General features: G+C 65.9%; 23 protein-coding genes. 15 read left to right on the forward strand and 8 right to left on the reverse strand.

The features are described 5' to 3' along the window. Positions 1-29: 29 nt before the first annotated feature. From DFR24_RS18970 to gatC, 4 genes are all read right to left on the reverse strand, one after another. Positions 30-1,871 carry a 2-oxoacid:acceptor oxidoreductase subunit alpha gene (locus DFR24_RS18970; RefSeq protein ID WP_133882975.1) on the reverse strand — a complete coding sequence of 614 codons (1,842 nt, stop codon included), beginning with the start codon at positions 1,869-1,871 and terminating at the stop codon, positions 30-32. Further along, a complete protein-coding gene (locus DFR24_RS18975; RefSeq protein ID WP_133882976.1) occupies positions 1,868-3,700 on the reverse strand; it encodes an FAD-dependent oxidoreductase in 1,833 nt (610 codons plus the stop codon). Before DFR24_RS18975 ends, DFR24_RS18970 begins: the two co-directional genes overlap by 4 nt. 162 nt (positions 3,701-3,862) lie before the next feature. After that, complete coding sequence (gene gatA / locus DFR24_RS18980; protein WP_133882977.1) at positions 3,863-5,320, reverse strand: Asp-tRNA(Asn)/Glu-tRNA(Gln) amidotransferase subunit GatA; 1,458 nt, start codon at positions 5,318-5,320, stop codon at positions 3,863-3,865. 103 nt (positions 5,321-5,423) lie between these two features. Then, complete coding sequence (gene gatC, locus DFR24_RS18985) at positions 5,424-5,711, reverse strand: Asp-tRNA(Asn)/Glu-tRNA(Gln) amidotransferase subunit GatC (protein ID WP_133882978.1); 288 nt, start codon at positions 5,709-5,711, stop codon at positions 5,424-5,426. Positions 5,712-5,850: 139 nt separating this feature from the next. Here gatC and DFR24_RS18990 point away from each other — a divergent pair, with 139 nt between their 5' ends. The 5 genes from DFR24_RS18990 to rodA all read left to right on the forward strand — a co-directional run bounded on the left by DFR24_RS18990 (position 5,851) and on the right by rodA (position 11,897). Then, positions 5,851-6,888 carry a rod shape-determining protein gene (locus tag DFR24_RS18990; RefSeq protein ID WP_133882979.1) on the forward strand — a complete coding sequence of 346 codons (1,038 nt, stop codon included), beginning with the start codon at positions 5,851-5,853 and terminating at the stop codon, positions 6,886-6,888. A 124-nt stretch (positions 6,889-7,012) separates the two neighbouring features. Continuing rightward, positions 7,013-8,227 (forward strand): rod shape-determining protein MreC, encoded by a 1,215-nt coding sequence (mreC, locus tag DFR24_RS18995; protein ID WP_133882980.1) that lies wholly within the window; start codon positions 7,013-7,015, stop codon positions 8,225-8,227. Beyond that, a complete protein-coding gene (gene mreD / locus DFR24_RS19000; RefSeq protein WP_133882981.1) occupies positions 8,224-8,703 on the forward strand; it encodes a rod shape-determining protein MreD in 480 nt (159 codons plus the stop codon). Before mreC ends, mreD begins: the two co-directional genes overlap by 4 nt. 103 nt (positions 8,704-8,806) lie before the next feature. Then, on the forward strand, positions 8,807-10,762 hold the full coding sequence (gene mrdA / locus DFR24_RS19005; RefSeq protein WP_133882982.1) for a penicillin-binding protein 2: 1,956 nt from the start codon (positions 8,807-8,809) through the stop codon (positions 10,760-10,762). Between the two features lie 10 nt (positions 10,763-10,772). Continuing rightward, positions 10,773-11,897: a rod shape-determining protein RodA gene (rodA, locus tag DFR24_RS19010; RefSeq protein WP_133882983.1), complete on the forward strand. Its 1,125-nt coding sequence runs from the start codon at positions 10,773-10,775 to the stop codon at positions 11,895-11,897. A gap of 60 nt (positions 11,898-11,957) precedes the next feature. Here rodA and DFR24_RS19015 read toward each other — a convergent pair whose 3' ends face one another. Beyond that, on the reverse strand, positions 11,958-12,323 hold the full coding sequence (locus tag DFR24_RS19015; protein WP_246051718.1) for a cupredoxin domain-containing protein: 366 nt from the start codon (positions 12,321-12,323) through the stop codon (positions 11,958-11,960). Between the two features lie 220 nt (positions 12,324-12,543). Between DFR24_RS19015 and DFR24_RS19020 the strand changes: the two genes are divergently transcribed. The 4 genes from DFR24_RS19020 (at position 12,544) to lipB (ending at position 16,424) form a co-directional block, all read left to right on the forward strand. Next, positions 12,544-13,578 (forward strand): lytic murein transglycosylase, encoded by a 1,035-nt coding sequence (locus DFR24_RS19020; RefSeq protein WP_246051719.1) that lies wholly within the window; start codon positions 12,544-12,546, stop codon positions 13,576-13,578. Further along, on the forward strand, positions 13,575-14,522 hold the full coding sequence (locus tag DFR24_RS25185; RefSeq protein ID WP_133882985.1) for a septal ring lytic transglycosylase RlpA family protein: 948 nt from the start codon (positions 13,575-13,577) through the stop codon (positions 14,520-14,522). The genes DFR24_RS19020 and DFR24_RS25185 overlap by 4 nt, the downstream gene beginning before the upstream one ends. Positions 14,523-14,631: 109 nt before the next feature. Beyond that, positions 14,632-15,774, forward strand: a complete 1,143-nt coding sequence (locus tag DFR24_RS19030; protein WP_133882986.1) for a D-alanyl-D-alanine carboxypeptidase family protein — start codon at positions 14,632-14,634, stop codon at positions 15,772-15,774. Continuing rightward, entirely contained in the window at positions 15,759-16,424 is a 666-nt protein-coding gene (lipB, locus tag DFR24_RS19035) for a lipoyl(octanoyl) transferase LipB (RefSeq protein WP_133882987.1), read from the forward strand. The genes DFR24_RS19030 and lipB overlap by 16 nt, the downstream gene beginning before the upstream one ends. Before the next feature lie 9 nt (positions 16,425-16,433). Here lipB and DFR24_RS19040 read toward each other — a convergent pair whose 3' ends face one another. Further along, a complete protein-coding gene (locus DFR24_RS19040) occupies positions 16,434-17,792 on the reverse strand; it encodes a hypothetical protein (RefSeq protein ID WP_133882988.1) in 1,359 nt (452 codons plus the stop codon). An 89-nt stretch (positions 17,793-17,881) separates the two neighbouring features. Then, entirely contained in the window at positions 17,882-18,268 is a 387-nt protein-coding gene (locus DFR24_RS19045; protein WP_133882989.1) for a hypothetical protein, read from the reverse strand. Positions 18,269-18,436: 168 nt separating this feature from the next. Between DFR24_RS19045 and DFR24_RS19050 the strand changes: the two genes are divergently transcribed. The 6 genes from DFR24_RS19050 to DFR24_RS19075 are packed head-to-tail and all read left to right on the forward strand — an operon-like array spanning position 18,437 to position 22,304. Continuing rightward, complete coding sequence (locus DFR24_RS19050) at positions 18,437-19,261, forward strand: ABC transporter ATP-binding protein (RefSeq protein ID WP_133882990.1); 825 nt, start codon at positions 18,437-18,439, stop codon at positions 19,259-19,261. After that, positions 19,258-20,025 carry a lipid asymmetry maintenance ABC transporter permease subunit MlaE gene (mlaE, locus tag DFR24_RS19055; protein WP_133882991.1) on the forward strand — a complete coding sequence of 256 codons (768 nt, stop codon included), beginning with the start codon at positions 19,258-19,260 and terminating at the stop codon, positions 20,023-20,025. Before DFR24_RS19050 ends, mlaE begins: the two co-directional genes overlap by 4 nt. A gap of 29 nt (positions 20,026-20,054) precedes the next feature. Continuing rightward, positions 20,055-20,630 (forward strand): outer membrane lipid asymmetry maintenance protein MlaD, encoded by a 576-nt coding sequence (mlaD, locus tag DFR24_RS19060; protein WP_133882992.1) that lies wholly within the window; start codon positions 20,055-20,057, stop codon positions 20,628-20,630. A gap of 8 nt (positions 20,631-20,638) precedes the next feature. After that, positions 20,639-21,274, forward strand: a complete 636-nt coding sequence (locus DFR24_RS19065) for an MlaC/ttg2D family ABC transporter substrate-binding protein (RefSeq protein WP_162851315.1) — start codon at positions 20,639-20,641, stop codon at positions 21,272-21,274. Continuing rightward, entirely contained in the window at positions 21,271-21,522 is a 252-nt protein-coding gene (locus DFR24_RS19070) for an STAS domain-containing protein (RefSeq protein WP_133882994.1), read from the forward strand. The genes DFR24_RS19065 and DFR24_RS19070 overlap by 4 nt, the downstream gene beginning before the upstream one ends. 41 nt (positions 21,523-21,563) lie before the next feature. Next, a complete protein-coding gene (locus tag DFR24_RS19075; RefSeq protein WP_133882995.1) occupies positions 21,564-22,304 on the forward strand; it encodes an MlaA family lipoprotein in 741 nt (246 codons plus the stop codon). Between the two features lie 57 nt (positions 22,305-22,361). Here the strand turns inward: DFR24_RS19075 and DFR24_RS19080 are convergent, their stop codons facing one another. Continuing rightward, on the reverse strand, positions 22,362-22,910 hold the full coding sequence (locus tag DFR24_RS19080; RefSeq protein ID WP_133882996.1) for a cysteine hydrolase family protein: 549 nt from the start codon (positions 22,908-22,910) through the stop codon (positions 22,362-22,364). Positions 22,911-22,990 lie beyond the last annotated feature (80 nt).

Consider the following 22,990-nt stretch of genomic DNA (forward strand, 5'->3'; position numbering starts at 1 on the left):
GTTCTCCACGCGGCGCATCGATAGGGCGCTCATGCCGCGCGCCCCGTCAGCGGCACGACGCGCAGCGGCTGCAACCGCTGTTCGATCGTATCGACGATGAAGCGCGCCGTGATCGGTGTGCCGTCGTAATGAAGGACCGCCACCAGATGCGCCGGATCCAGATCGAATTCGTTGATCAGCAGGCTGCGCAGTTGCGCGTCGCGGTTCTGCTCGACGACGAACACGTACTCGTGCTCGAGCACGAACTCGCGCACGCTCGTCGGGAACGGAAAGGCGCGTACGCGCAGCGTGTCGAGCGGTTTGTCCTGTGCCTGCAGCGCATCGACCGCCTCGTCCATCGCCGGGCTCGTCGAGCCGTAGTAGATGACGCCGAAAGGCGTGGCCTTGGGGGCCTTCGTGTGGATCGGCGCAGGGACCAGCGTCTTGGCCGTGTCGAACTTCCGCAGCAGGCGCTGCACGTTGTAGACGTAGTCGGGGCCTTTCTCGGAGTAGCGCGCGTACGGATCGCGCGTGGTGCCTCGCGTGAAGAACGCCCCCTTGGTGGGATGCGTACCCGGATACGTGCGGTACGGAATGCCGTCGCCGTCGACGTCCAGGTAGCGACCGAAGTCGCGGCCGCTCTCGAGTTCCTCGGCCGTCATCACCTTGCCGCGATCGAGCGAGCGCGTTTCGTCCCACTGCATCGGCGCGCACAGCCGCTGGTTCATGCCGATGTCGAGATCGGTCATCACGAAGACCGGCGTCTGCAGACGGTCGGCCAGGTCCAGCGCCGTCGCGGCGAACTCGAAGCACTCGGTCGGATCCTGCGGCAGCAGCATCACGTGCTTGGTGTCGCCGTGCGATGCGTACGCGGCGCCGAGCAGGTCGGCCTGCTGCGTGCGCGTCGGCATGCCGGTGGACGGCCCGCCGCGCTGCACGTCGATGATCGTCACCGGGATCTCTGCGAAGTACGCCAGGCCGATGAACTCGTTCATCAGCGACACGCCAGGCCCCGACGTGGCCGTGAACGCACGCGCGCCGTTCCAGCCGGCGCCCACGCACATGCCGATCGACGCGATCTCATCCTCGGCCTGCACGATGGCGTAGCGGTTGCGCTTGGTCTCGGGGTCCACGCGCATCTTCTGGCAGTACTTCTCGAAGGCTTCGGCGACCGACGACGACGGCGTGATCGGGTACCAGGCGCAGACCGAGGCGCCGCCGTAGACGCAGCCCAGCGCGGTCGCCATGTTGCCTTCGACGAAGATCCGATCGCCCACGGCATCCGCTCTGCGCACCTGCAGCCCGATGGGCTTGTGGTTGGCCTGCGCCCACTCGTGGCCCAGATGCAGTGCCTTGACGTTCGCCGAGAGGAGCTTCTCCTTGGTCTTGTACTGCTCGCCGATGAGCTTCTCGATGACCGCCAGATCCACACCCAGCAACGAGGCGAGTGCGCCGACGTAGAGAATGTTCTTGAACAGCTGGCGCTGACGCGGATCGGAATACGTGCGGCTGCAGATCTCCGTGAGCGGCATGCCGATCAGGTTCACGTCGGCGCGGAAACGCGACAGCGGCAGCGGCTTGGAGTTGTCGTAGAACAGGTAGCCGCCCGGCGCGAGCTCGACCAGATCGTCGGTCCAGGTCTGCGGATTCATCTGCACCAGCAGATCCACGCCGCCGCGGCGGCCGAGCCAGCCCTTCTCGCAAACCCGCACCTCGTACCAGGTCGGCAGACCCTGGATGTTCGAAGGGAAGATGTTGCGCGGACTCACCGGTACGCCCATGCGCAGGATGCTCTTGGCGAAGAGCTCGTTGGCCGAAGCGGAACCGGAACCGTTGACGTTGGCGAACTTGACGACGAAATCGTTGATGGCCGACAGCGATGCAGCGCTCATGCAACAACCTCCTCGGGGGCCGGTGCGCGCGAGCGGCAGGCCGGCCCGGCCTTCGTGATTTCGATCAGAACCTTCTGCATGTCCCAGGCACCGGTCGGGCAGCGTTCCGCGCACAGCCCGCAGTGCAGGCAGACGTCTTCGTCCTTCACCATCACGCGCGCGGTGGGGAGGGCATCGGAGACGTAGATCGCCTGCGTGAGGTTCACGGCAGGCGCGGTCAGATGCGTCCGCAGTTCGGGCTCTTCGAGGTTCGGCGCCAGCGTGAGGCTGTCGACGGGGCAGATGTCGATGCAGGCGTCGCACTCGATGCACAGCTTGGGCGCGAACACCGTCTGCACGTCGCAGTTCAGGCAGCGTTGCGTCTCCTTCAACGCCAGCGCGACGTCGAAGCCGAGCTCCACCTCGAGCTTGATGTCCTTGAGCGCGCGCTCCTTGGGTGCCAGCGGCACCTTGCGGCGCTCGTCGAGCGATACCTCGTTGTCGTAGCTCCACTCGTGGATGCCCATCTTCTGCGACATCACCGCGACCGCCGGCAGCGGCCTGTCGCGCGCATCCTCGCCGTTGAGCATCTTGTCGATCGTCACCGCGGCTTCGTGGCCGTGCGCGACTGCCCAGATGATGTTCTTCGGTCCGAATGCGGCGTCACCGCCGAACAGCACGTCGGGGCGCGAGGACTGGAAGGTGATCTTGTCGACCACCGGCATGCCCCACTCGTCGAAGTCGATGCCGCAGTCGCGCTCGATCCAGGGGAACGCATTTTCCTGGCCGACCGCGAGCAGCACCTCGTCGCAGGCGTGGAACTCGTCTTCTTCGCCGGTGGGCACCAGCTTGCGGCGCCCCTTGGCGTCGTACTCTGCGCGCACCTTCTCGAACGTCATGCCCGTGAGCTTGCCGTTCTCGTGGATGAAGGCCTTGGGCACGCGGAAATCCAGGATCGGGATGCCTTCGTGCATCGCGTCCTCCTTCTCCCACGGGCTCGCCTTCATCTCGTCGAAGCCCGAGCGCACGATCACCTTCACCTCGTCGCCGCCGAGGCGACGCGAGGAGCGGCAGCAGTCCATCGCGGTGTTGCCGCCGCCGAGAACGATCACGCGCTTGCCGACTTTCGTGACGTGACCGAAGTACACGGACGAGAGCCAGTCGATGCCGATGTGGATGTGCGCCGCCGCTTCGGCCCGTCCCGGGATCTCGAGGTCGCGTCCGCGCGGCGCACCGCTGCCGACGAACACCGCGTCCCAGTGCTGGGCCAGCAGCGTCTTCATCGAATCGATACGCGTGCCGCCGCGGAATTCCACGCCCAGATCGAGGATGTAGCCGACCTCCTCGTCGATCACGGCCTCCGGCAGACGGAAGCGCGGCACCTGCGTGCGCATGAAGCCGCCGCCCTTGGGATCCGCCTCGAAGACCGTCACCTCGTAGCCCAGCGGCGCGAGATCGCGCGCAACGGTCAGCGAGGAGGGCCCGCCGCCGACGCAGGCGATGCGCTTGCCGTTACGTTTGACGCCGGGCTTGGGCAGTCGCGCCGCGATGTCGCCCTTGAGATCGGCGGCCACGCGCTTGAGCCTGCAGATCGCCACCGGCTCGGGCTTGTCTCCGTTGTTCTCTTCCACGCGACCGCGTCGACACGCGGGTTCGCAAGGGCGATCGCACGTGCGACCGAGAATTCCGGGGAACACATTGCTCTTCCAGTTGACCATGTACGCATCGGCGTACTGGCCCGCTGCAATCAGCCGGATGTATTCCGGAACCGGCGTGTGTGCCGGGCATGCCCACTGGCAATCGACGACCTTATGAAAATAGTCGGGGTTGCGTGTATCCGTCGCTCGCACCCTCTTTCCTCCCCAGCTGGGAACCATTCGGTCCTTGCTGGGAGAAGAATGCTACTCAAGTGGTCAGGAACCCCGCATAGGGGTAAACGCTAATTGCGTGTCAGCGCGCCGTAAGGCCGGGAAAACACGCTTCGCCGGCGTATGGGCACGTCGGCGAGGCGTCTACGCGAAGGCCGCCGGCGAACGGCGATGCCAGTCCTGCGCCTGCTGGTACTGGTGGGCCACGTTGAGCAGCCGCGCTTCCTCGAAGAAATTGCCCATCAGCTGCATGCCCACCGGCAGCCCGCCGACGAAACCGCAGGGCAGACTCATGGCCGGAATGCCGGCCAGGTTCGCGGCGATCGTGTAGATGTCGTTGAGATACATCGCCACCGGATCGTCCATCTTCGAATTCAGCTCGAACGCGACGTCCGTCGTGGTCGGCCCGAGGATCACGTCGCACTGCTCGAAGACCTTGCGGAAATCCTCGTAGATCAGCTTGCGGACCTTCTGCGCCTGCAGGTAGTACGCATCGTAGTAGCCGTGGCTGAGCACGTAGGTGCCGATCATGATGCGGCGCTGCACTTCGGGGCCGAAGCCTTCGCCACGGCTCTTCTTGTAGAGCTCCTCGAGCGTGCGCGAGGACTCCGTGCGATGTCCGTAACGCACGCCGTCGAAGCGTGCGAGGTTGCTCGAGGCCTCCGCGGGCGCCACGACGTAGTACGTGGGCACCGACAGCGGCGCATGCGGCAGCGACACTTCGACGATCTTCGCGCCGAGCTGTTCGAACTGCTTCACGGCCTGCTCGACGCAGGCGCGGATCGCGGGCTCGAGGCCTTCGGCGAAGTATTCCTTCGGCAGGCCGATGCGCAGGCCATCAATCGGACGGTTCAGATCGCGCAGGTAATCGTCGACGTCGCGCTCCACGCTCGTCGAATCGCGCGGATCGAAGCCCGACATCGCCTGCAGCACCACCGCGGCGTCCTCGGCGCTGCGCGCCACGACGCCGCCCTGGTCGAGGCTCGACGCGAACGCGATCATGCCGAAGCGCGACACCCGACCGTACGTGGGCTTGATGCCGGTGAGATTGGTCAGCGCCGCAGGCTGGCGGATCGATCCGCCGGTATCCGTGGCCGTGGCCACCGGGGCCAGCAGGGCGGCGACCGCGGCCACCGATCCGCCGCTGGAGCCGCCCGGAACGCGCGTCAGGTCCCAGGGATTCTTCACCGGGCCGTACCAGCTGGTCTCGTTGGAGGAGCCCATCGCGAACTCGTCCATGTTGCACTTGCCGAGCATCACCGCGCCGCCTTCACCATGCAGCTTGGTCACGACGGTGGCGTCGTAGGGCGCGATGAACTTGTCGAGCATGCGGCTCGCGCAACTCGTGCGGACACCCTGCGTGCAGAAGATGTCCTTCTGCGCGATCGGCACGCCGGTCAGCGGCCCGGCCTGCCCGGCCTTTATGCGCGCGTCGGCGGCGTCGGCCTGTGCGAGCGCGATTTCCGGCGTCACCGTGATGAAGCTGTTGAGCTTCGGGTCGTGCGTCTCGATGCGCTTCAGATAGTGCTGCGTCAGTTCGCGACTGGAGAACTGCTTGCTGCGCAGTCCGTCGGCGAGTTGCTTGAGTGAGAGTGTGTGCATGCGGCTCGGAAATCGGGGTTGGAGAATCGGGAATCGTTGAAGGCAGGGCTCATCGGAAGCGGGGGTCAGTGATGACGCTCCGGTGCCACTACCCGATTCCGGTCTACTCGATGACTTTGGGCACCAGGAACAATCCGTCCTGGACCGAAGGCGCATGTGCCTGGTAGTCCGCGCGACGGTCGGGCTCGGTGACCACGTCGGGCCGAAGCCGCTGCACCATCGCGAGCGGATGCGCCATTGGCGTGACACCCTCGGTGTTCGCCTGGGCAAGCTGCCCGACCACATCGAGGATGCGCGAGAGCTGCCCCGCGTAGTGTTCGACCTGCTCGGGCTGGATTTCCAGCCGTGCGAGGTGAGCGACCTGCCGGACCTGTTCCGCTGAGAGACTCATCTTGCTGACGACCTTTTTGGATTAAGATGTGCGCCGCACAATAGTACCCGCTCCGCGGCCTGCTGTGCCCTGAAGTCTGCCTTCGAGGCAGCCATATTCCGCAGCCTTTTTTGCCCGAATTCCGCGAGACCATCCCCCGATGCTCGACGCCGTCCGCCGCCTGTTCGTCAACGATCTGTCCATTGACCTCGGCACTGCCAACACCCTCGTCTACGTTCGCGATGAAGGCATCGTCCTGAACGAACCTTCGGTCGTCGCCATCCGCAGCGATGCGCGCGGCAGCAAGAAAGTCGAAGCCGTCGGCATCGAAGCCAAGAAGATGCTGGGTCGCACGCCGACCAACATCTCCACGATCCGACCGCTGCGCGATGGCGTCATTGCCGACTACACCGTCACGGAGAAGATGCTCCAGCACTTCATCCGCAAGGTGCAGAAGGGCCGGATGATGCGTCCGATCACGCGTGTCGTCGTCTGCGTGCCCTACGGCTCGACGCAGGTCGAACGCCGTGCAATTCGCGAATCGGTCGAGAACGCCGGCGCGCGCAAGGTCTGGGTCATCGAAGAGCCGATCGCCGCGGCGATGGGCGCCGGCATCCCGATCGGCGATGCGCGCGGCTCGATGGTCGTCGACATCGGTGGCGGCACCAGCGAGGTCGCGGTGATCTCGCTCAACGGCATCGTCTACGCCGAGAGCGTGCGCATCGGCGGCGACAAGTTCGACGAGGCCATCGTTTCGTACGTGCGCCGCCAGTACAACATGCTGATCGGCGAAGCCACGGCCGAGCGCATCAAGCAGGAAATCGGCACCGCGTTCCCCGGTCACGAAGTGCAGGAGATCGACGTCGTCGGTCGCCATCTGGCCGCCGGTGTGCCGCGCAATTTCACGATGAACTCCAACGAGATCCTCGACGCGCTGCAGGAACCGCTCGCGGGCATCGTCAAGGCGGTGAAGCAGGCGCTGGAACGCACCCCGCCGGAACTGGGTTCCGACGTCGCCGAGCGCGGCATCGTGCTCACCGGTGGCGGCGCGCTGCTGCGCGACTTGGACAAGCTGATCTCCGAGGAAACCGGCCTGCCGGTGATCATCGCGGACGACCCGCTGACCTGCGTGGCGCGCGGCGGCGGCATGGTGCTGGACATGCTCGACCGCCAGGGCGACTTCTACTCCATGGAATGACGCGCGCAACGCGCGATCACTGTGATGAAATTCGATCTTTCGTCACAAATCACCGAACTTCCGGGAAAGTTGCAAAGTCTTGCATAAGCACCTGAGCCGTCTGCGGAAAATTTGAGCCGGACCATTGCGGCGCAGCGGTGGCGGGTCTAATCTGCGCGCGACCCATTTCATCCGTCTCAACAGAGAAGGCGCGAGCTTGAATTCCCTCAGCGCGAGCTCCCACAAACCCCTGTTTCCGCGAGGACCGGGGCTGGGGCTCAAGACGCTCGCGCTCTTGATGGTATGCGGCGGGCTGATGGCGGCAGAACTGGACGGCGAACGCATCAAGTCGCCGCGCGAGTGGCTCGCCGTGGCGCTCCGTCCGGTGGTCTGGATGGCCGAGCTGCCGGATCAGGTAGGCCTCGCGTTCGAGCATCTCGACTCGCGCCAGCGCCTTCTCAACGAAAACATCGCGCTCAAGAATCGGCAGCTCACGCTTGAGGCTCAACTCCAGCGCTATGCCGCACTCGATGCCGAGAATCGCCGCATCCGCGAACTGCTCGACGCCTCGGCGAGATTGACCGACCAGGTCGCGGTGGCCGACATCGTCGCCGCCAATCAGGATCCGTATCGCCAGCAGATCACCCTCAACAAGGGCGAGCGCGACGGCGTGTACCGGGGTCAGGCGATCATCGACGCCAGCGGCGTGCTGGGCCAGGTCGTGGAGGTGCTGCCGGGCACGTCGATCGGCCTTCTGCTCACCGACCCGGATCACGGCATCCCGGTCGAGATCAATCGCAACGGCCTGCAGGCGATCGCGCTCGGCCAGGGCAGCGGACAGCGTCTTCGCCTCTCCTTCCTTCCTGCCAACGCCGAGATCATGAAGGGCGACCTGGTCGTGTCGTCGTCGCTCGGCGGCCGCTTCCCGGCCGGCTTCCCGGTCGGTCGCGTCGAATCCGTCGAGCACACACCCGGCGGTCATTTCAAGGAAGCGCTGGTGACTCCCGCGGCGCGGGTCGGCCAGGGCCGGCAGGCGCTGCTCGTGTGGAGCGAGCGCCCGGCCATCGACGCATTGCAGGCCAGCGAAGCCGCAGCTGCCGAAGCGCAGCAGATCAAACCCGCTGCATCCGCCGTGGCGGCAAAGCCTGCTGCGAAACCCGCCGTGGCCGCCAAACCGGCCACCCCGGCGCAACCGACGCAAGCGCCGCCATCAACACAACCGCCTGCGGCGAAACCCGCGCCTGCAAGCCCGCCGCCTCCCGCCGAAAAGCCCGCCACTCCGGCTTCCGCCACTCCCGCGCCCGCCGCGCCCGAACCGGCGGCTCCCGCGCGCCCGGCGCCGACCGCGCCGGGACCATGAGTCGAACGCCCTTCAGGCGATTCTGGCTCAGCCTTCTGGTTGCCCTGTTTCTGCAACTGGTCGCACTGCCGGACGCGGTCGCTGCCGCCAGGCCCCTGTGGATCCCGTTGATCCTGGTCTATTGGGCGCTCGCGGAACCTCGCGTGCCCGCGTTGATCTCAGCGTTCCTCCTCGGGATCGCCCTCGATGTCCTCTACAACACCGTTCTGGGTCAGCATGCGATGGGCTTCGTGCTGCTCGTGTTCTTCATGGCACGGCTGCGCGCCGTGTTCGTCCTGTTCCCGCTGTGGCAGTCGACGATCGCGCTGATTCCGGCATGGGCCGCGTACTGCTTGCTGATGACGATGGTCGACGACATCTCGCGCCATCGCGCGGACGTCTGGCTGCGCTGGCTGCCGGCCTTGTCGACGACGCTGTTCTGGCCACTGGTGTACACCGTGCTCGAGGGCGCGACGCGGCGCCATTCGCAGGAGTGATGGACATGCGACCGACGTGGGCCCTCGCCGCACCGTTCGCTTCGCTCCCGCAGAAGCGCGCGAGCGGGACGCGGGTCGGCGCCTGACGCGCCGCTGATCTCTCATGGACAACCTCAAGAATCTCGTCCGCGAGAAGCACATGTACATGACGCGCATCGGCGTCGCCGTACTGGTGTGCTTGAGCATGACGTCGCTGCTCGTCTACCGGCTGATCGGGCTGCAGGTGATCGATCGCGAGTACTACGCGACGCGTGCAGAAGAAAATCGCATGCGCCTGTCCGCGGTACCGCCGGTGCGTGGGCTCGTCACCGACCGCAACGGCGTATTGCTCGCGCAGAACACACCTGCCTTCGTGCTCGAGGTGGTGCCCGAGCAGGTCGAGAACATGGATACGCTGCTGCGCGCCCTGCGACCGGTGCTGAATCTCGACGACGTCGAGATCGCACGCTTCAAGGATCGGGTCGGCAAGACACCTCGCTATCGTTCGGTGCCGCTGCGCGGCAACCTGACGATGGAGCAGGTCGCGCGCTTCCAGCTCAACCGTTTCGACTTCGAAGGCGCCGACGTCACTGCCACGCTCACGCGCAGCTATCCGCTCGGCTCGGCGGCGGCCCATGTGGTTGGTTATGTCGGCGGCATCACCGAAGAGGAATTCAAGAAGATCGAGGCCGCCGCCTACCAGGGCCTGACGCAGATCGGAAAGATCGGCGTCGAGAAGTCGCACGAGAACGAGCTGCGCGGAACACCCGGCGCGAAGATCGTCGAAGCCAATGCTTACGGCCGTCCGCTGCGCGAGCTGGAGTACCGCCAGGGCGCACCCGGCAAGAATCTGGTGCTGAGCCTGGACGCCAAGGTACAGATGGCGGCCGAGAAAGCGCTCGCCGGCCTCGACGGCGCGGTCGTGGCGATCGATCCTCGCAACGGCGAAGTCATCGCGCTGGTCTCCAAGCCCGGCTTCGACCCGCAGCCCTTCGTCGCCGGCATCGATCGCACCACGTACAAGGCGCTGCTCGACGATCGCAAGCGCCCGCTCTACAACCGCGCGCTGCAAGGCGCGTATCCGCCCGGATCGACCGTCAAGCCGTTCATGGCGCTGGCCGGTCTCGAATACGAAACGCTCCAGGGCGGCCACGGGGAATACTGCAGCGGCTCGATGAGCCTGCCGCATTCGACGCGCAAGTACCGCTGCTGGAAGCGCAGCGGCCACGGCTGGCTCGACATGGCAGGCGGCGTGATCCAGTCCTGCGACATCTATTTCTACGAGGTCGCGCAGGCGCTGGGCATCGACCGCATCCATACCTTCCTGTCGCTGTTCGGACTCGGACATCCCACCGACGTCGACCTGCCGCTCGAGAAGAGCGGACTGCTGCCGTCGCGCGAATGGAAGATGCGCACGCGCAAGGAAGCCTGGTTCCCGGGCGAGACGCTCAACATCGGCATCGGTCAGGGCTACATGACCACTACGCCGATGCAGCTCGCGCAGATCACGGCGCGCATGGCGATGCGCGGCAAGGGGTTCAAGCCGCACGTCGTGCACGCGATGCAGGACACACTCACCGGCGCCACCACCTTGGTACCGCCCGAAGCGCTGCCCGCGATTCCGCATCGACACGCGCAGGACTGGGAGACCGTGATCAACGCGATGGTCGAGGTCACGGCCTCGCAGCGCGGCACCGCGTATCGCGTGTTCAAGGACGCGCCGTACCGCGTGGCCGCCAAGACCGGCACCGCGCAGGTCGCCGGCATGTCGCAGGACGAGCTGCGGGCCCGAAAGCTCACCGAGACGCCGTTCCACCTGCGCGACCACGCCTTGTTCATCGCCTTCGCACCCGCCGAAGACCCCAAGATCGCCGTTGCGGTGATTGCCGAGCACGCCGGCCATGGCGGCTCCGCGGCCGCCCCGGTGGCGCGCCAGGTCATGGACCAGTATCTGCTCGGCCAGATTCTCTACAACCTGCCGGCCGATCCGGGCGCCGGCGCTCCCGTGGCGGCGGGAGTGCCGGCGGCTCCGGTGGAACTCATCGGCTCGCCGGGCTCGGCGTCCGACGACGAGGAATAAGCTTTCGCACATGAGCCCCTTCCATCGCTCCAGCAACGACGACACGCGCGTCCGCAAGCTGTTCGACGTGCTGCACATCGACCCCGTGCTGTTGTGCCTGCTGCTGGCGGTCTGCGCGCTGGGCCTGACCGTCCTGTATTCGGCATCGGGCCATTCGATAGCGATGGTCATCAACCAGGCCGAGCGCCTGCTGATCGGCCTGGTCGTCATGACCGCCGCAGCGCAGGCGCCGCCCGAGATCTATCGCAGCGCGGCGCCGTGGTTCTACGGCTTCGCGTTGCTGCTGTGCGCGCTGACGCTGGTGCTGGGCGATCACGCCAAGGGCGCTCAGCGCTGGCTGGATCTTGGCGTGCTGCGCTTCCAGCCGTCGGAGCTGATGAAGCTTGCGATGCCGATCATGGTCGCGGCCTTCCTGCACCTGTTCACGTTGCCGCCGCGCTGGCATGCCGTGGTGCTGACGCTGATGCTGATCGGCCTGCCAACCGTGGTCGTGATGGTCCAGCCCGACCTCGGCACCTCGCTGCTGATCGTCGCTGCTGGCGGATTCGCGCTGTACCTGGGCGGCCTGCGCTGGCAGTACATCTTCGGCGCGCTGGCTGCGATCGGCGCAGCGGCGCCCATCCTGTGGGCGCGCCTGCACGACTACCAGCGCCAGCGCATCCTGACCCTCTTCGACCCGGAGTCCGACCCGCTGGGCACCGGCTACCACATCGCGCAATCGAAGATCGCGATCGGCTCGGGCGGCGTGTTCGGCAAGGGATGGCTCGAAGGCACGCAGGCCAAGCTCGACTTCCTTCCCGAATCGCACACCGACTTCATCTTTGCGGTGTTCGCCGAAGAACTCGGGCTCATCGGCATCTGCGTGCTGCTGACCTTGTACCTGGCCATCGTCGGTCGCGGTCTCTACATCGCGGCGCGCGCGCAGGACAGCTTCCAGCGCCTGCTCGCCGGCAGCCTGGCGATGACGTTCTTCGTCTACGTGTTCATCAACATGGGGATGGTCATCGGCCTGCTCCCCGTCGTCGGCGTGCCGCTGCCGCTGATGAGCTACGGCGGCACCTCGATGGTCAGCCTCCTGGCGGGCTTCGGCCTGCTGATGTCGATCCACACGCATCGCAAGCTGCTGGCGTCCTGAACTCCGGGAGCAGCCTTCCCGGGCTGCGCCCCCGCTACGGGCGGCTGATTTCCAACGCGACTACTGCACCACCACCTTGCCTTTCATCACGTCGCCGTGGATGGCGCACTTGTAGTCGTAGCTGCCAGGCGCCGTGAAAGTGCGCGTCCAGGAGGCATCGTGCCGCAGGCGGCCACTCTTGGTCTGGTCGGCGAAGATCACGTTGTGATTGGAACCGTCGTTGTTCACCCAGGTCACAGTCGTACCCACAGGAACCGTCAGCGTCTCGGGTACGAACACATTGAAGCCGATCGAGACCTCATGCGGACCCGAAGGCGGCTTGGTCTGGGTCGGCGCGCCGGCGGGTCCGGCTGCTCCAGCCTGCGAAACAAGACAGCAAGCGGTCAGCAGCACCGCGACAAAGCTCGTGTTCTTGAAGCCGATCATCCGATGGATCCTTTCTAAGGTCGTCATTAAAGCGATGCCTGCTTCATTGCGCGGCGGGTACGCGGCCCTGCGTTCCCGAACTGAAGCAACGACCGCGCCGAATCGCGCGGAAGCGCCTTTTTCCGCGCCCGATCCGGTTGCCGGAACAGGCATTGGGCCGGTCCCGACGGGCGCGACGGGTTGGCGTGGGCCGGGTCACCCGATAAGGTGCCGCCGAATAATGTCCCCCTCATGCCCCCTGATGCCGGTCTTTCGACGCCTGTTGCCCTGCCTGTTCCTGCTCGCCGCCGCGCCGGCCAGTGCTGACTACAGCGGGCATCCGAAGGCGCAGGAGCTGTTGACGCAGCTCGCCCGCGAGGAGCGTTTCAGCCCCGAGGAACTGGCAGCCGTGCGAGTGGCACTGACCCAGGCGGAGAAAATTCCGAAACTCGTCGAGGCCGAGCAGAAGGCGGCCGAGCGAACCGAGACCTGGACGACCTACGCGGCCAAGCGGGTCGATGCCCCCCGGATCGAGAACGGCGCCGATTTCCTCGACGAGAACAGCACCTGGTTCGCGCGGGCCGAGGCCCAGTACGGCGTACCGCCGGCCATCATCGCAGGGGTGCTCGGCCTGGAGACCAACTTCGGCCGCTTCACCGGCTCTGCGCGCGTGCTCGACGCATTGGCCACGCAGGGTTTCGATCATCCCACCCGGTCGGCCTTCTTCTTCTCTGAGCTGCGCGAGTTCTTCGTGTTCTGTCGCGACTTCAAGCGCGATCCGACGGAGGCCCTGGGCTCCTACGCAGGCGCGATGGGCTGGGCACAGTTCATGCCGAGCAATTACCGCCGCCTCGCCGTGGATTTCGATGGCGACGGCAACCGCGATCTCTGGACCGGCGCCGACGCCATCGGCAGCATCGCGCGCTACCTGGTCGAGTACGACCCCAACCGCAGCTGGCATCGCGGCGAACCGCTGGCGGTGCCAGCCGTGCTCGAAAAGCCGCTGCCGGCCACGGTTCCGATCAACACCTCGCGCACGACGCATACCGTCGCGGAGCTGGCGGCACTCGGCCTTCGCGCCACGGTCGATCTGCCTCCAGGCACCCGGGTGGGCGTGGTCGAGCTGCAGCTCGACCAGGGCCGCGAGTACTGGATCGGCCTCAACAATTTCTATTCGGTGATGAGCTACAACCCCCGCGTCTACTACGCGATGACGGTGAGCCTTCTGGCGCAGGAAATGGCGCGAGTCGATGCCGAGCGCAACATCGCTCGATGACTATCCGGGTCTCGGCGTACTGCTCCGCAGTCGTGGCGCTGCTGCTCCTGAGCGCATGCACCACCGCTCCACCGCGCACCAGCAATCCGCCGCGCCAGGTGCGGATTCCGCCCCCGCAGGTGAGCATCGTCCGCCCGCCCGAGCGAGCACCCGTCGCACGATCCACGGAGCGCGACCCCGGACCCGCTCCCTCATGGGAGAAGGACGGTCCGCCTCTGGATGACGAGATCCCGCCCGATCTCGCCAGCCTCGCCGAACCCGTGCCGCAGTACGAGCCGCTGAGCCCCGGCGGCAACATGCGCAGCTACGAAGTGTTCGGCCAGAAGTACCACGTGCTCACGTCCGCCGAGGGCTTTCGCGAAACGGGCCTCGCATCCTGGTACGGCAAGAAATTCCACGGCCGCAAGACGTCGAACGGCGAGAAGTACGACATGTTCGCGCTCTCGGCCGCGCACAAGAGCCTTCCGCTACCCAGCTACGTGCGCGTCACCAACCTGGGCAACGGCAAGAGCGTGATCGTGCGCATCAACGATCGCGGCCCGTTCCATTCCAGCCGCATCATCGATCTGTCGTATGCGGCGGCGGTGAAGCTCGACACGGTCGGCAAGATCGCCACCGTGGAGCTCGAAGCGATCACGCCGGGCCGCGAATTGCCGCCGCCGCCCAAGCTCAGGACGCCGACACAAGTCGCCGGTGGCGGCGCACGACCGACGCCGCGACTGCTGCAGGTGGCCGCCTATTCCGATCCGATCAACGCCGTGGCGATGAAGGAAGAGCTGGTCGAGCTCGGCATCACCGCCGTGCAGGTCCGCGTCGGCATGCTGAACAACGGCGACACCGTGCATCGCGTCATGGTCGGTCCGTTCGAGGAGCGCAAGCGCATGGACGAAACCCGCATCCGCATCCGCGGCGCCGGCTTCGAGGCCATTCCGATCTCCGAATAGCCGCACGGCTCGTGATGGCGTGCCGGCTGCAAACTTTGCTCGCGGTTCGAACGATGCGTTGCGATAATCGCGCCTTGGGTTCCCGCCTCCCGACTCGCTCCCGCGCCTGATGAAATTCAACGTTCCCGCCCTGCTGCTCGCGCTCGTCCTCGCCGGCCCCGCCTTCGCCGCCAAGATTCCCGATCCGCCCGCGATCGACGCCAGGTCCTGGGTGCTGATGGACTACGCCTCGGGTGAAGTCCTCGCCGAGAAGAATGGCGACGCACGCGCCGAACCCGCGAGCATCACCAAGGTGCTGCTCAGCTACATCGTCTACGACGAGATCAAGAAGGGCCGCATCAAGTGGACCGACGAGGTCCTGATCAGCGAGAAGGCCTGGCGCCAGGGCAAGGACTCGAGCGAGTCGCGCATGTTCCTGAACATCGGCTCCAAGGTGAAGCTCGAGGACCTGGTGCACGGCATCGTCATCCAGTCCGGCAACGACGCCAGCGTCGCGGTGGCCGAACATCTCGCCGGCAGCGAGGACGCTTTCGCCGAACTGATGAACCAGTACGCGCAGAAGCTGGGCATGAAGAATTCGCACTTCACCAACGCACCGGGCCTGCCCGATCCCGACCACTACTCCACGCCGCACGACCTCGCGATTCTCGGCCGCGCACTGATCCGCGATTTCCCCGAGGACTACAAGGTCTACGCGCAGCGCGAGTTCCTCTACAACGGCATCAAGCAGGGCAATCGCAACATCCTGCTCGACATGGACCGCGGCGCGGACGGCATCAAGACCGGTCACACCAGCAGTGCCGGCTTCTGCCTGCTGTCCTCGGTCAAGCGCGAGGATCGCCGCCTGATCGCAGCGGTAATGGGCACGCCGAGCATGAAGTACCGCGCGCAGGCCAGCCTGGAACTGATGAACTGGGGCTTCCGCTTCTTCGAGAACGCCGCGATGTTCGGACCCGACAAGCCGCTGGCCACCGTGCGGGTGTGGAAGGGCGCGGAACCGCAGCTTGCGGTCGGCGCACAATCGATGAGCCTGCTGCTGCCGCGCGGTGGCAAGGACACGATCCAGGTCAAGACTCAGGTCAACGAGCCGGTGCTCGCGCCGGTGGCGCTCAACCAGACGCTCGGCAGCATCGAGGTGTCGGTGGAAGGCAAGGTGGTGCGCAAGCTTCCGCTGGTCGCCCTCAAGGAAGTGCCGGCGGGCAGCCTGTTCCAGCGCTTGTCGGACCAGGTGAGGATGTGGATCGCGAACTGATCGTTCGCTTCCTCGGGCGCGTCCCCTATGCGTCCAGCTACACGGCGATGCGCGAGTTCACCGAGACGCGCACGCCCCAGACACCCGACGAACTCTGGTTGCTCGAGCATCCGCCGGTCTTCACGCAGGGTCAGGCGGGAAAGGCGGAGCACGTGCTCGCAGCGGGGGACATCCCGGTGGTGGCGAGCAATCGCGGCGGCCAGGTGACGTATCACGGGCCGGGGCAGCTGGTGATGTATCCGCTACTGGATCTGCATCGCCGCGGCATCGGCATCCGCGGACTCGTCAGCCTGCTGGAGAACGCGATGATCGCGACCGTGGCGCGCTACGGCATTCACGCGTTCGCCCGCAGCGATGCGCCCGGCGTGTACGTGGAACAGGTTTTCGACGGGCACACCGATACGCGCAAGCTCGGATCGGTGGGACTTCGCGTGAGTCGCGGCTGCAGCTATCACGGCCTGTCGCTGAACGTTGCGATGGACCTGGAGCCGTTCTCCCGGATCAACCCCTGCGGCTACGCGGGGCTGCGCATGACGCAGATCAGCGAGCTGGGCGGATCGACTGATGTGGACGCGGTCGGCCGCGACCTGGCAGCGGAGCTGACTGACGCGCTGGCGTCGCAGGACGCGACGTCCCCGCCGGAAGCCTGATCAGCGCCGCTACAACAGTGGAGGAATCGGCGGCAGCGTCCCCAACACGGGCAACGGCAGCAGCGAAGACAGCAGCCCCTGTCGCGACGCACGACAAGCCGCGAAGGCATCGCCGGTCCCCGCACCCGGTGTTCCAGCTGCAGCGGCGAGCACCGCCTGCGAGCAGTACGTCGCGAGCGGCATGTACTCGCCGCGATCGGCCGCGGTCTGCGACGCCGAACTCTTTTCAATGGATTTCGCGAACGACGGATGCGCCAGCAGTTCGCGAATCGTGACCGCGCCCTGCTTCTCCGTTCCCCACGGCAGCCAGTCGTACTGGGCCGGCAGCAGCACCGGACGCATCCAGTCCCTGCTGATCACGATGTTGTAGTAACCCTCGGCGTCCAGCTTCAGTTGCTGATCCGCGATGCACGCGTAGACCCGCGTGCTGGCGGCCCCGTACTGGCACAGCGACCAGTAGCGCACGAGCGGCGTCGGTTGCGGCTGATCCTGCGTGGTGTAGCTCGGCAACTTGCCGCGCACCAGCAGGAAGTCGGCGTAGTCCCGATCGGACTTGAGCGCCAGGAAACCGTTGTGCGGGTTGTAGCCCACGCCCAGGCCCGCCGCGGCAAGAACCGTGTCGTCGAACTTGACGAACACCGGCATCGCCGGCGGAATCACCGGAGGGGTCAAGGAAACCGGCAGCGCGGAGCCGTCCGTGTGGAACTGCTTCTGGATGCTCGCGCAGACCGCTGCGTCCGCGGCATTGGGTAGGGATTTCGGGCCGCTCGGTGTTTCGAGCGTCAGCGTCGGCAGCGGGGCACCGCCTTCGTTGCCTCCCACCGGAAGGTAGGTGCGATAGGCCAGCGCAGTGCGCTTCTTGACCTTCGCATCCAGCGCGCCGGGCTTCGGCCGATACAGTGTGTTCGTCTCGCGAACCGCCGGAACCGCGGCGTTGATCCGGACGTAGGCGGTGTACGAGCCACCAACGGGAACCTGGTCGTCGCGGCGTGTGCGATCGAGATTCCGGTTCGCGCTGCCGGGGTCGGGCACCAGCTCGTTGTCGCTGATGGCCTCGAACACGAACAGGTTTCCGTCGTGCACGTGAAACGCCGAATAGCGTGCATCCGGGTACTGGCCCTGGATGCGCAGGCGCGAACCCGCGGGTGCCGTGTCAGAGACCACCGCGATCCAGTAGCGCGCGTTGATTTCAGGGAAGGCGGTATTGCCGAGGCCGGTCCGGGTCGGATCGAACGCCAGCATCCAGCCGCAGCCGACCTGCAGGTTCTGCGTCGGCAATCCGAGCTGGGCATGCGCCGGCTGCATCGCCACCAGAGCGGCTGCCGACATGAGCCACCGGACCAGCAGCCCGATCGATCCCTTCTTCACGATGTTCTCCTCGGTCCCCGCGCATCGTCTCCGGGTCCGAAGCCACTTTCGCGGCGTCGAGGAGACGAGCCGGAGCATAGCTCGGCGGCTCAGCGCATCACGCCGATGCCGTCGGGAACCGGGACCGGAAGCGGCGGCCGATTGATCGATCCCCGCTCCATCGAGGCTTCACCAGTTGCCGCTGCCGAACGGCCGCCCTGCACCATCGCACCCGAAGGCGGCTGGCAGGCCGAGTCCACCGAGCGGCCCGGATTCGCAGGATCGGGATTCACGGGACGCCCCGCCGCGTCATAGCAGCCGGCGGCATAGACGGACACGGGAGCGGCATTCGATCCGCCCTGCACCGGCGCGGAACTGCGGACCGCGGGACTCAGACGCACCGTGGGCGCCGGGTCTGCGAAGGCGAGCATCGGGATCGCCACCATTCCGAGCACGAACATCCGCGCCGCCATTCGGTTCAGATCCAGCACAGGCATGGGCCTTATCCTCTTCATGGTTCTCATGTTCGACGGCATTTCCTTTCGCGACGCTGACAATCTGCTGCGCCGCACACAAGCCCATGCCGAAGCGGCGGGCAACACCCTAAGATAGGCTCATGTGCATGCTCGACATACTGCCCCTCTGCGGCACCTCATGAACCGCGAATGAACGCAAACGATGCGGTCCTCGTGCGTGCACGCGGCGTTCACTTCGCGCACGGAACCCGTGTGATCTACGACGGCGTGGATATCGAGATCCCGCGCGGCAAGGTCGTGGCCATCATGGGTCCCTCGGGAACCGGCAAGACGACGTTGCTGCGCCTGATCGGTGGCCAATGGCGCCCGAAAGCCGGCACCGTGGAGTTCGACGGCATCGACGTCCACCAGCTCGGACGTGGCCCGCTGTACGAGCTGCGCAAGCGCATGGGCATGCTGTTCCAGAACGGCGCGCTGCTCACCGACCTGACGGTCTTCGAGAACGTGGCGTTCCCGTTGCGCGAGCAGACCAAGCTGCCCGAGTCGATGATCCGTGACCTCGTGCTGATGAAGCTGCAGGCCGTCGGTCTGCGCGGCGCACGCGACATGTATCCCCAGCAGCTGTCCGGCGGCATGTCGCGCCGCGTGGCGCTGGCGCGCGCGATCGCGCTGGACCCGGACCTGGTGATGTACGACGAACCCTTCGCCGGCCAGGATCCGATCTCGATGGGCGTGCTGATGCGCCTGATCCGCACGCTCAACGACGCGCTTGGGCTGACGTCCATCGTCGTGTCGCACGACTTGCAGGAAGTGCTGTCGATCGCCGACTACGGCTATCTGATCGCCGACGGCAAGGTCCAGGCCCAGGGCACCGCCGACGTGATCCGCGAATCGCAGCATCCCTGGGTGCAGCAGTTCCTGCGCGGTCTGCCGGACGGCCCGGTGGCCTTCCACTACAAGGCGCCGGACTTCGCGTCCGAGCTCCTCGGCACCACCAAGGCAGGCTCGCCATGAGCGGCGCCTTCAGCATCATCCAGAATTTCCTGTCCGGCCTGGGCCGCGCGCAGTTCTTCCTGCTGCAGGTGCTCGGCGCCATCCCGGCCCTGCTGCTGCGGCCGCGCCTGATCGTGCAGCAGCTCTACTACGTGGGTCAGCTCTCGATGGTCATCATCGTGCTGGCCGGCTCCTTCGTCGGCATGGTGCTGGCGCTGCAGGGCTACCGCACCTTGATCCGCTTCGGCGCCGAGGAGTCGCTGGGCGTCTTCGTGGCGCTGGTGATCGTGCGCGAACTCGGACCGGTTGTGACGGCGCTGCTGTTCGCCGGCCGCGCGGGTTCTGCGCTGGCCGCGGAACTGGGCCTGATGCGCGCAACGGATCAGCTCTCCGCGATGGAGATGATGGCGGTGGATCCGATCCGTCGCGTCGTGGCACCGCGCTTCCTCGCCGGTGTCATCGCGATGCCCTTGCTGGCCTCGGTCTTCGCCGTGATGGCCATCGGCATCGCTGGCGGCCACGCCATTGGCGTGGAGCTGCTCGGCGTGGATGCCGGCAGCTACTGGTCGCAGATCCGCGGCAGCGTCGGCATGGACGACATCACCGACGGGCTGGTCAAGGCCACCGTGTTCGGCGTCGCCATCACCTGGATCGCGGTCTACCAGGGATTCAATGCGGAACCGACGTCGGAAGGCGTCTCGCGCGCCACCACGTCGACGGTCGTGATCTCCTCGCTGTCGATCCTTGCGCTCGACTTCGTGCTCACGGCCTTCATGTTCAAATGAAGTTAAGCCACTTGCCCTAGGTTCACACCATGCAATCACGCGCTCTGGAGATGTTGGTCGGCCTGTTCGTCTGCCTGGGCGTAGCGGCGGTGTTCGTGCTGACGTTTCGTGTCGCCAGCCTCGACACGGTCGGCGGCGCCGGCAGCACATATCGCGTCGTCGCGTCGTTCGAAAACATCGGCGGCCTCAAGCAGGGCTCCGCGGTGACGATGGCGGGCGTCAAGATCGGCCGCGTGCGTGACATCGTCATCGATCCGAACACGTACGAAGCCAACGTCACGCTGGAGTTGTCGAACACGTACAACACGATCCCGGAAGATTCGAACGCCAAGATCCTCACGGCCGGCCTGCTCGGCGAGCAGTACGTGGGCATCGAGGTCGGAGGCGCCGATGAGCCGCTCAAGGACGGCAGCAAGCTCAAGCTGACGCAGAGCGCGCTGGTCCTCGAGAACCTGATCGGCCAATTTCTGTCGTCCCAGGGCGACAAGAAGGGCGATACGCAGCTGGCCGACGCGATCGGCAAGCTCGCTGACTCGCTCGGCAACAAGAATTCCCCGCCGCCCGGCCCTGCCGCGGCGACGCCTGGCAACGGAGCCACCCCATGAAGACCGCCATGAACCTCAGTACCCGCTTTCTCGTCCTGCTCGCCGCGCTGGGCTTCACGTTCGCAGCGCAGGCCGCGCCCTCGCAGCCCGCCGACGTCGTCATCAAGGCCGCGACGACCGAGTTCCAGGACCTGATCAAGCAGAACCACGAGAAGTACCGCGCCGACCTGCCCGGCTTCTACAAGGTCGTCGAGGACAAGGTCGTGCCGCACTTCGACACGAAGGGCATCGCCCAGCTCGTGCTCGGCCGCAACTGGAAGACGGCGACTCCCGACCAGCGCACACGCTTCGAGGCGGCGTTCAAGGATTCGCTGATCCGCACCTACGCGCGCGCCATGCTCGACTACCACGACAGCGTCAGCGCCGAGTGGGCGCCGCTGAAGGCCGCCGCCGGTGCGACCGACGTGAACGTCAACGCCAAGATCATCCGCCAGAATGCGCCGCCGATTCCGCTGTCGTTCTCGGTGCACGCGGTGGGCGACGTCTGGAAGATCTACGACATCTCGGTCGAGAACATCTCGCTGATCACGAATTTCCGCAGCCAGCTCAACACCGAGATCAAGGCCAACGGCCTGGACGCGGTGATCAAGAAGTTCGAGGACAACACCTACCTCAAGCAGAACCCGCCGGCCGCCGCCTCATGATCGAGGGCGAGCTCACCTTCGCCAGCGTTCGCGACTGGCTCGCGCGTGCCGATGAGCTCGCGTCTCAGGACCGCGTCGACCTTGCAAAGGTGAGCAAGGTCGACAGCGCGGGCGCAGCGTTTCTGCTGGAACTGACGCGACGCGCCGCCAAGAACGGCTCGCGTCAGGTCGAATTCATCAATGCGAGTCAGGCCCTGCGCGGCCTGCTAGAGTTCTTGCAGATAGACGACGCGCTCAAGCTGGCCTGAGCTAGAGCCCGCACCGCGCCGTCGCTACACCGGGAGAGACCGTGCGTGCCGCGATCCTGATTGTTGCGCTTGCCGTGATGAGCACGGGGTGCGCCCACATGCCGCCCGACGATCCCTCCGATCCGCTCGAGCCGGTGAATCGCGGGATCTACAAGTTCAACCGCGTGGCCGACACCTACGTTCTGCGTCCGGTGGCCAAGGGCTACAAGCAGTACACGCCCACGCAGTTCCAGCGCGGTGTACACAACTTCCTCGACAACCTGTTCTACCCGACCACGATCGTCAACGCGGCGCTGCAAGGCAAGATCGCGCAGAGCGGCAAGGATCTGGGGCGTTTCGTCATCAACTCCACGATCGGCCTCGCCGGCCTGATGGATGTGGCGACGCCGCTGGGTCTCGAGCGCAACGATGAAGACCTCGGACAGACGCTGGGCAAATGGGGCGTCCCGGAAGGCTGGTACCTGATGCTGCCGTTCTTCGGTCCCAGCGACACGCGCGATCTCTTCGGCAAGGTCGGTGATTCGTTCACCGGACCCACGCCGGTCGCCGATCTCGCCGACGCCTACACGGTGACCGATTACCACGTGAAGGACTCCGTCGATTACACGCTGACGGCGCTGGGAGCGGTCGACGCACGTGCCGGCCTGCTGGGGGCCGACCGTTTGCTGGACGAACAGCTCGATCCCTACGTGTTCCTGCGGACGACGTATCTCCAGAATCGTCTGAACAAGATCTACGACGGCAATCCGCCGAAAGAGAAGTTCGACTTCGACGAGGAGTGAGCCCGTCGGTCGCCGTGAATCGCGACCGACCCGGGACCCCGGCCTTCGAACGGCTTGTTATCCGACGCGCTTCAGCCAGTCCTTGGTGCTGATCACTTCGCTGAGCAGGTGTTGCTGCGCGGCAAGAATGGAGCGCTGCAACTCCTCGGCCGTGACCTTGCCGCCCGCGTTGTCCAGCGGCAGCGTGCCGGTGGCATCGGACAGAAACTCGACCTTGAAGCCGCGGTGGACAGCCTGGCGCGCCGTGGTATCGCAGCACATGTGCGTCATGTAGCCGGAGACGACGAGGGTGTCGACGCCCTGCTTGCGCAGCCACTCTTCGAGGCCGGTGTTCGTGAAGCTGCCCGGCAGATTCTTCTCGATGCTCAGTTCGGCACCGCGCGCAGCGATCTCCGGGTGCAGCGCCCAGGCCTCGGAATCGCGCTGGAAGATCGGCAGGTCCTTCGTCGGCATCGTGTGCTGAACCACGATGCGCGGAATCCCGGCCTTGCTCGACGCATCCATCACCTGGCAGATGTTGGCGAGAGACCGGTCGCGGTCGGTGATCGGCAGTGCACCGTCGAAGTATTCCTTCTGCACATCGATGACGACGAGCGCGCGCTTCATGTTTCGGGTTCTCCGCTGACGATCCGGACGAGTCGAAAGTGTGGAAGCCGCGGGCCGGGTTGTCGTCTAGTGCTGACCCT

The sequence above is a fragment of the Panacagrimonas perspica genome, assembly GCF_004364935.1.
In the GTDB taxonomy this organism is placed as follows: domain Bacteria; phylum Pseudomonadota; class Gammaproteobacteria; order Nevskiales; family Nevskiaceae; genus Panacagrimonas; species Panacagrimonas perspica.

What these genes read in the sequence shown, in the direction of transcription:
- DFR24_RS18970 (WP_133882975.1), bottom strand. Translation starts at nt 1,871, where the DNA reads ATGAGCGCTGCATCGCTGTCGGCCATCAACGATTTCGTCGTCAAGTTC.
- gatA (WP_133882977.1), bottom strand. Translation starts at nt 5,320, where the DNA reads ATGCACACACTCTCACTCAAGCAACTCGCCGACGGACTGCGCAGCAAG.
- gatC (WP_133882978.1), bottom strand. Translation starts at nt 5,711, where the DNA reads ATGAGTCTCTCAGCGGAACAGGTCCGGCAGGTCGCTCACCTCGCACGG.
- DFR24_RS18990 (WP_133882979.1), top strand. Translation starts at nt 5,851, where the DNA reads ATGCTCGACGCCGTCCGCCGCCTGTTCGTCAACGATCTGTCCATTGAC.
- mreD (WP_133882981.1), top strand. Translation starts at nt 8,224, where the DNA reads ATGAGTCGAACGCCCTTCAGGCGATTCTGGCTCAGCCTTCTGGTTGCC.
- mrdA (WP_133882982.1), top strand. Translation starts at nt 8,807, where the DNA reads ATGGACAACCTCAAGAATCTCGTCCGCGAGAAGCACATGTACATGACG.
- rodA (WP_133882983.1), top strand. Translation starts at nt 10,773, where the DNA reads ATGAGCCCCTTCCATCGCTCCAGCAACGACGACACGCGCGTCCGCAAG.
- DFR24_RS19015 (WP_246051718.1), bottom strand. Translation starts at nt 12,323, where the DNA reads ATGATCGGCTTCAAGAACACGAGCTTTGTCGCGGTGCTGCTGACCGCT.
- DFR24_RS19020 (WP_246051719.1), top strand. Translation starts at nt 12,544, where the DNA reads ATGTCCCCCTCATGCCCCCTGATGCCGGTCTTTCGACGCCTGTTGCCC.
- DFR24_RS25185 (WP_133882985.1), top strand. Translation starts at nt 13,575, where the DNA reads ATGACTATCCGGGTCTCGGCGTACTGCTCCGCAGTCGTGGCGCTGCTG.
- DFR24_RS19030 (WP_133882986.1), top strand. Translation starts at nt 14,632, where the DNA reads ATGAAATTCAACGTTCCCGCCCTGCTGCTCGCGCTCGTCCTCGCCGGC.
- DFR24_RS19045 (WP_133882989.1), bottom strand. Translation starts at nt 18,268, where the DNA reads ATGCCTGTGCTGGATCTGAACCGAATGGCGGCGCGGATGTTCGTGCTC.
- DFR24_RS19050 (WP_133882990.1), top strand. Translation starts at nt 18,437, where the DNA reads ATGAACGCAAACGATGCGGTCCTCGTGCGTGCACGCGGCGTTCACTTC.
- mlaE (WP_133882991.1), top strand. Translation starts at nt 19,258, where the DNA reads ATGAGCGGCGCCTTCAGCATCATCCAGAATTTCCTGTCCGGCCTGGGC.
- mlaD (WP_133882992.1), top strand. Translation starts at nt 20,055, where the DNA reads ATGCAATCACGCGCTCTGGAGATGTTGGTCGGCCTGTTCGTCTGCCTG.
- DFR24_RS19065 (WP_162851315.1), top strand. Translation starts at nt 20,639, where the DNA reads ATGAACCTCAGTACCCGCTTTCTCGTCCTGCTCGCCGCGCTGGGCTTC.
- DFR24_RS19070 (WP_133882994.1), top strand. Translation starts at nt 21,271, where the DNA reads ATGATCGAGGGCGAGCTCACCTTCGCCAGCGTTCGCGACTGGCTCGCG.
- DFR24_RS19080 (WP_133882996.1), bottom strand. Translation starts at nt 22,910, where the DNA reads ATGAAGCGCGCGCTCGTCGTCATCGATGTGCAGAAGGAATACTTCGAC.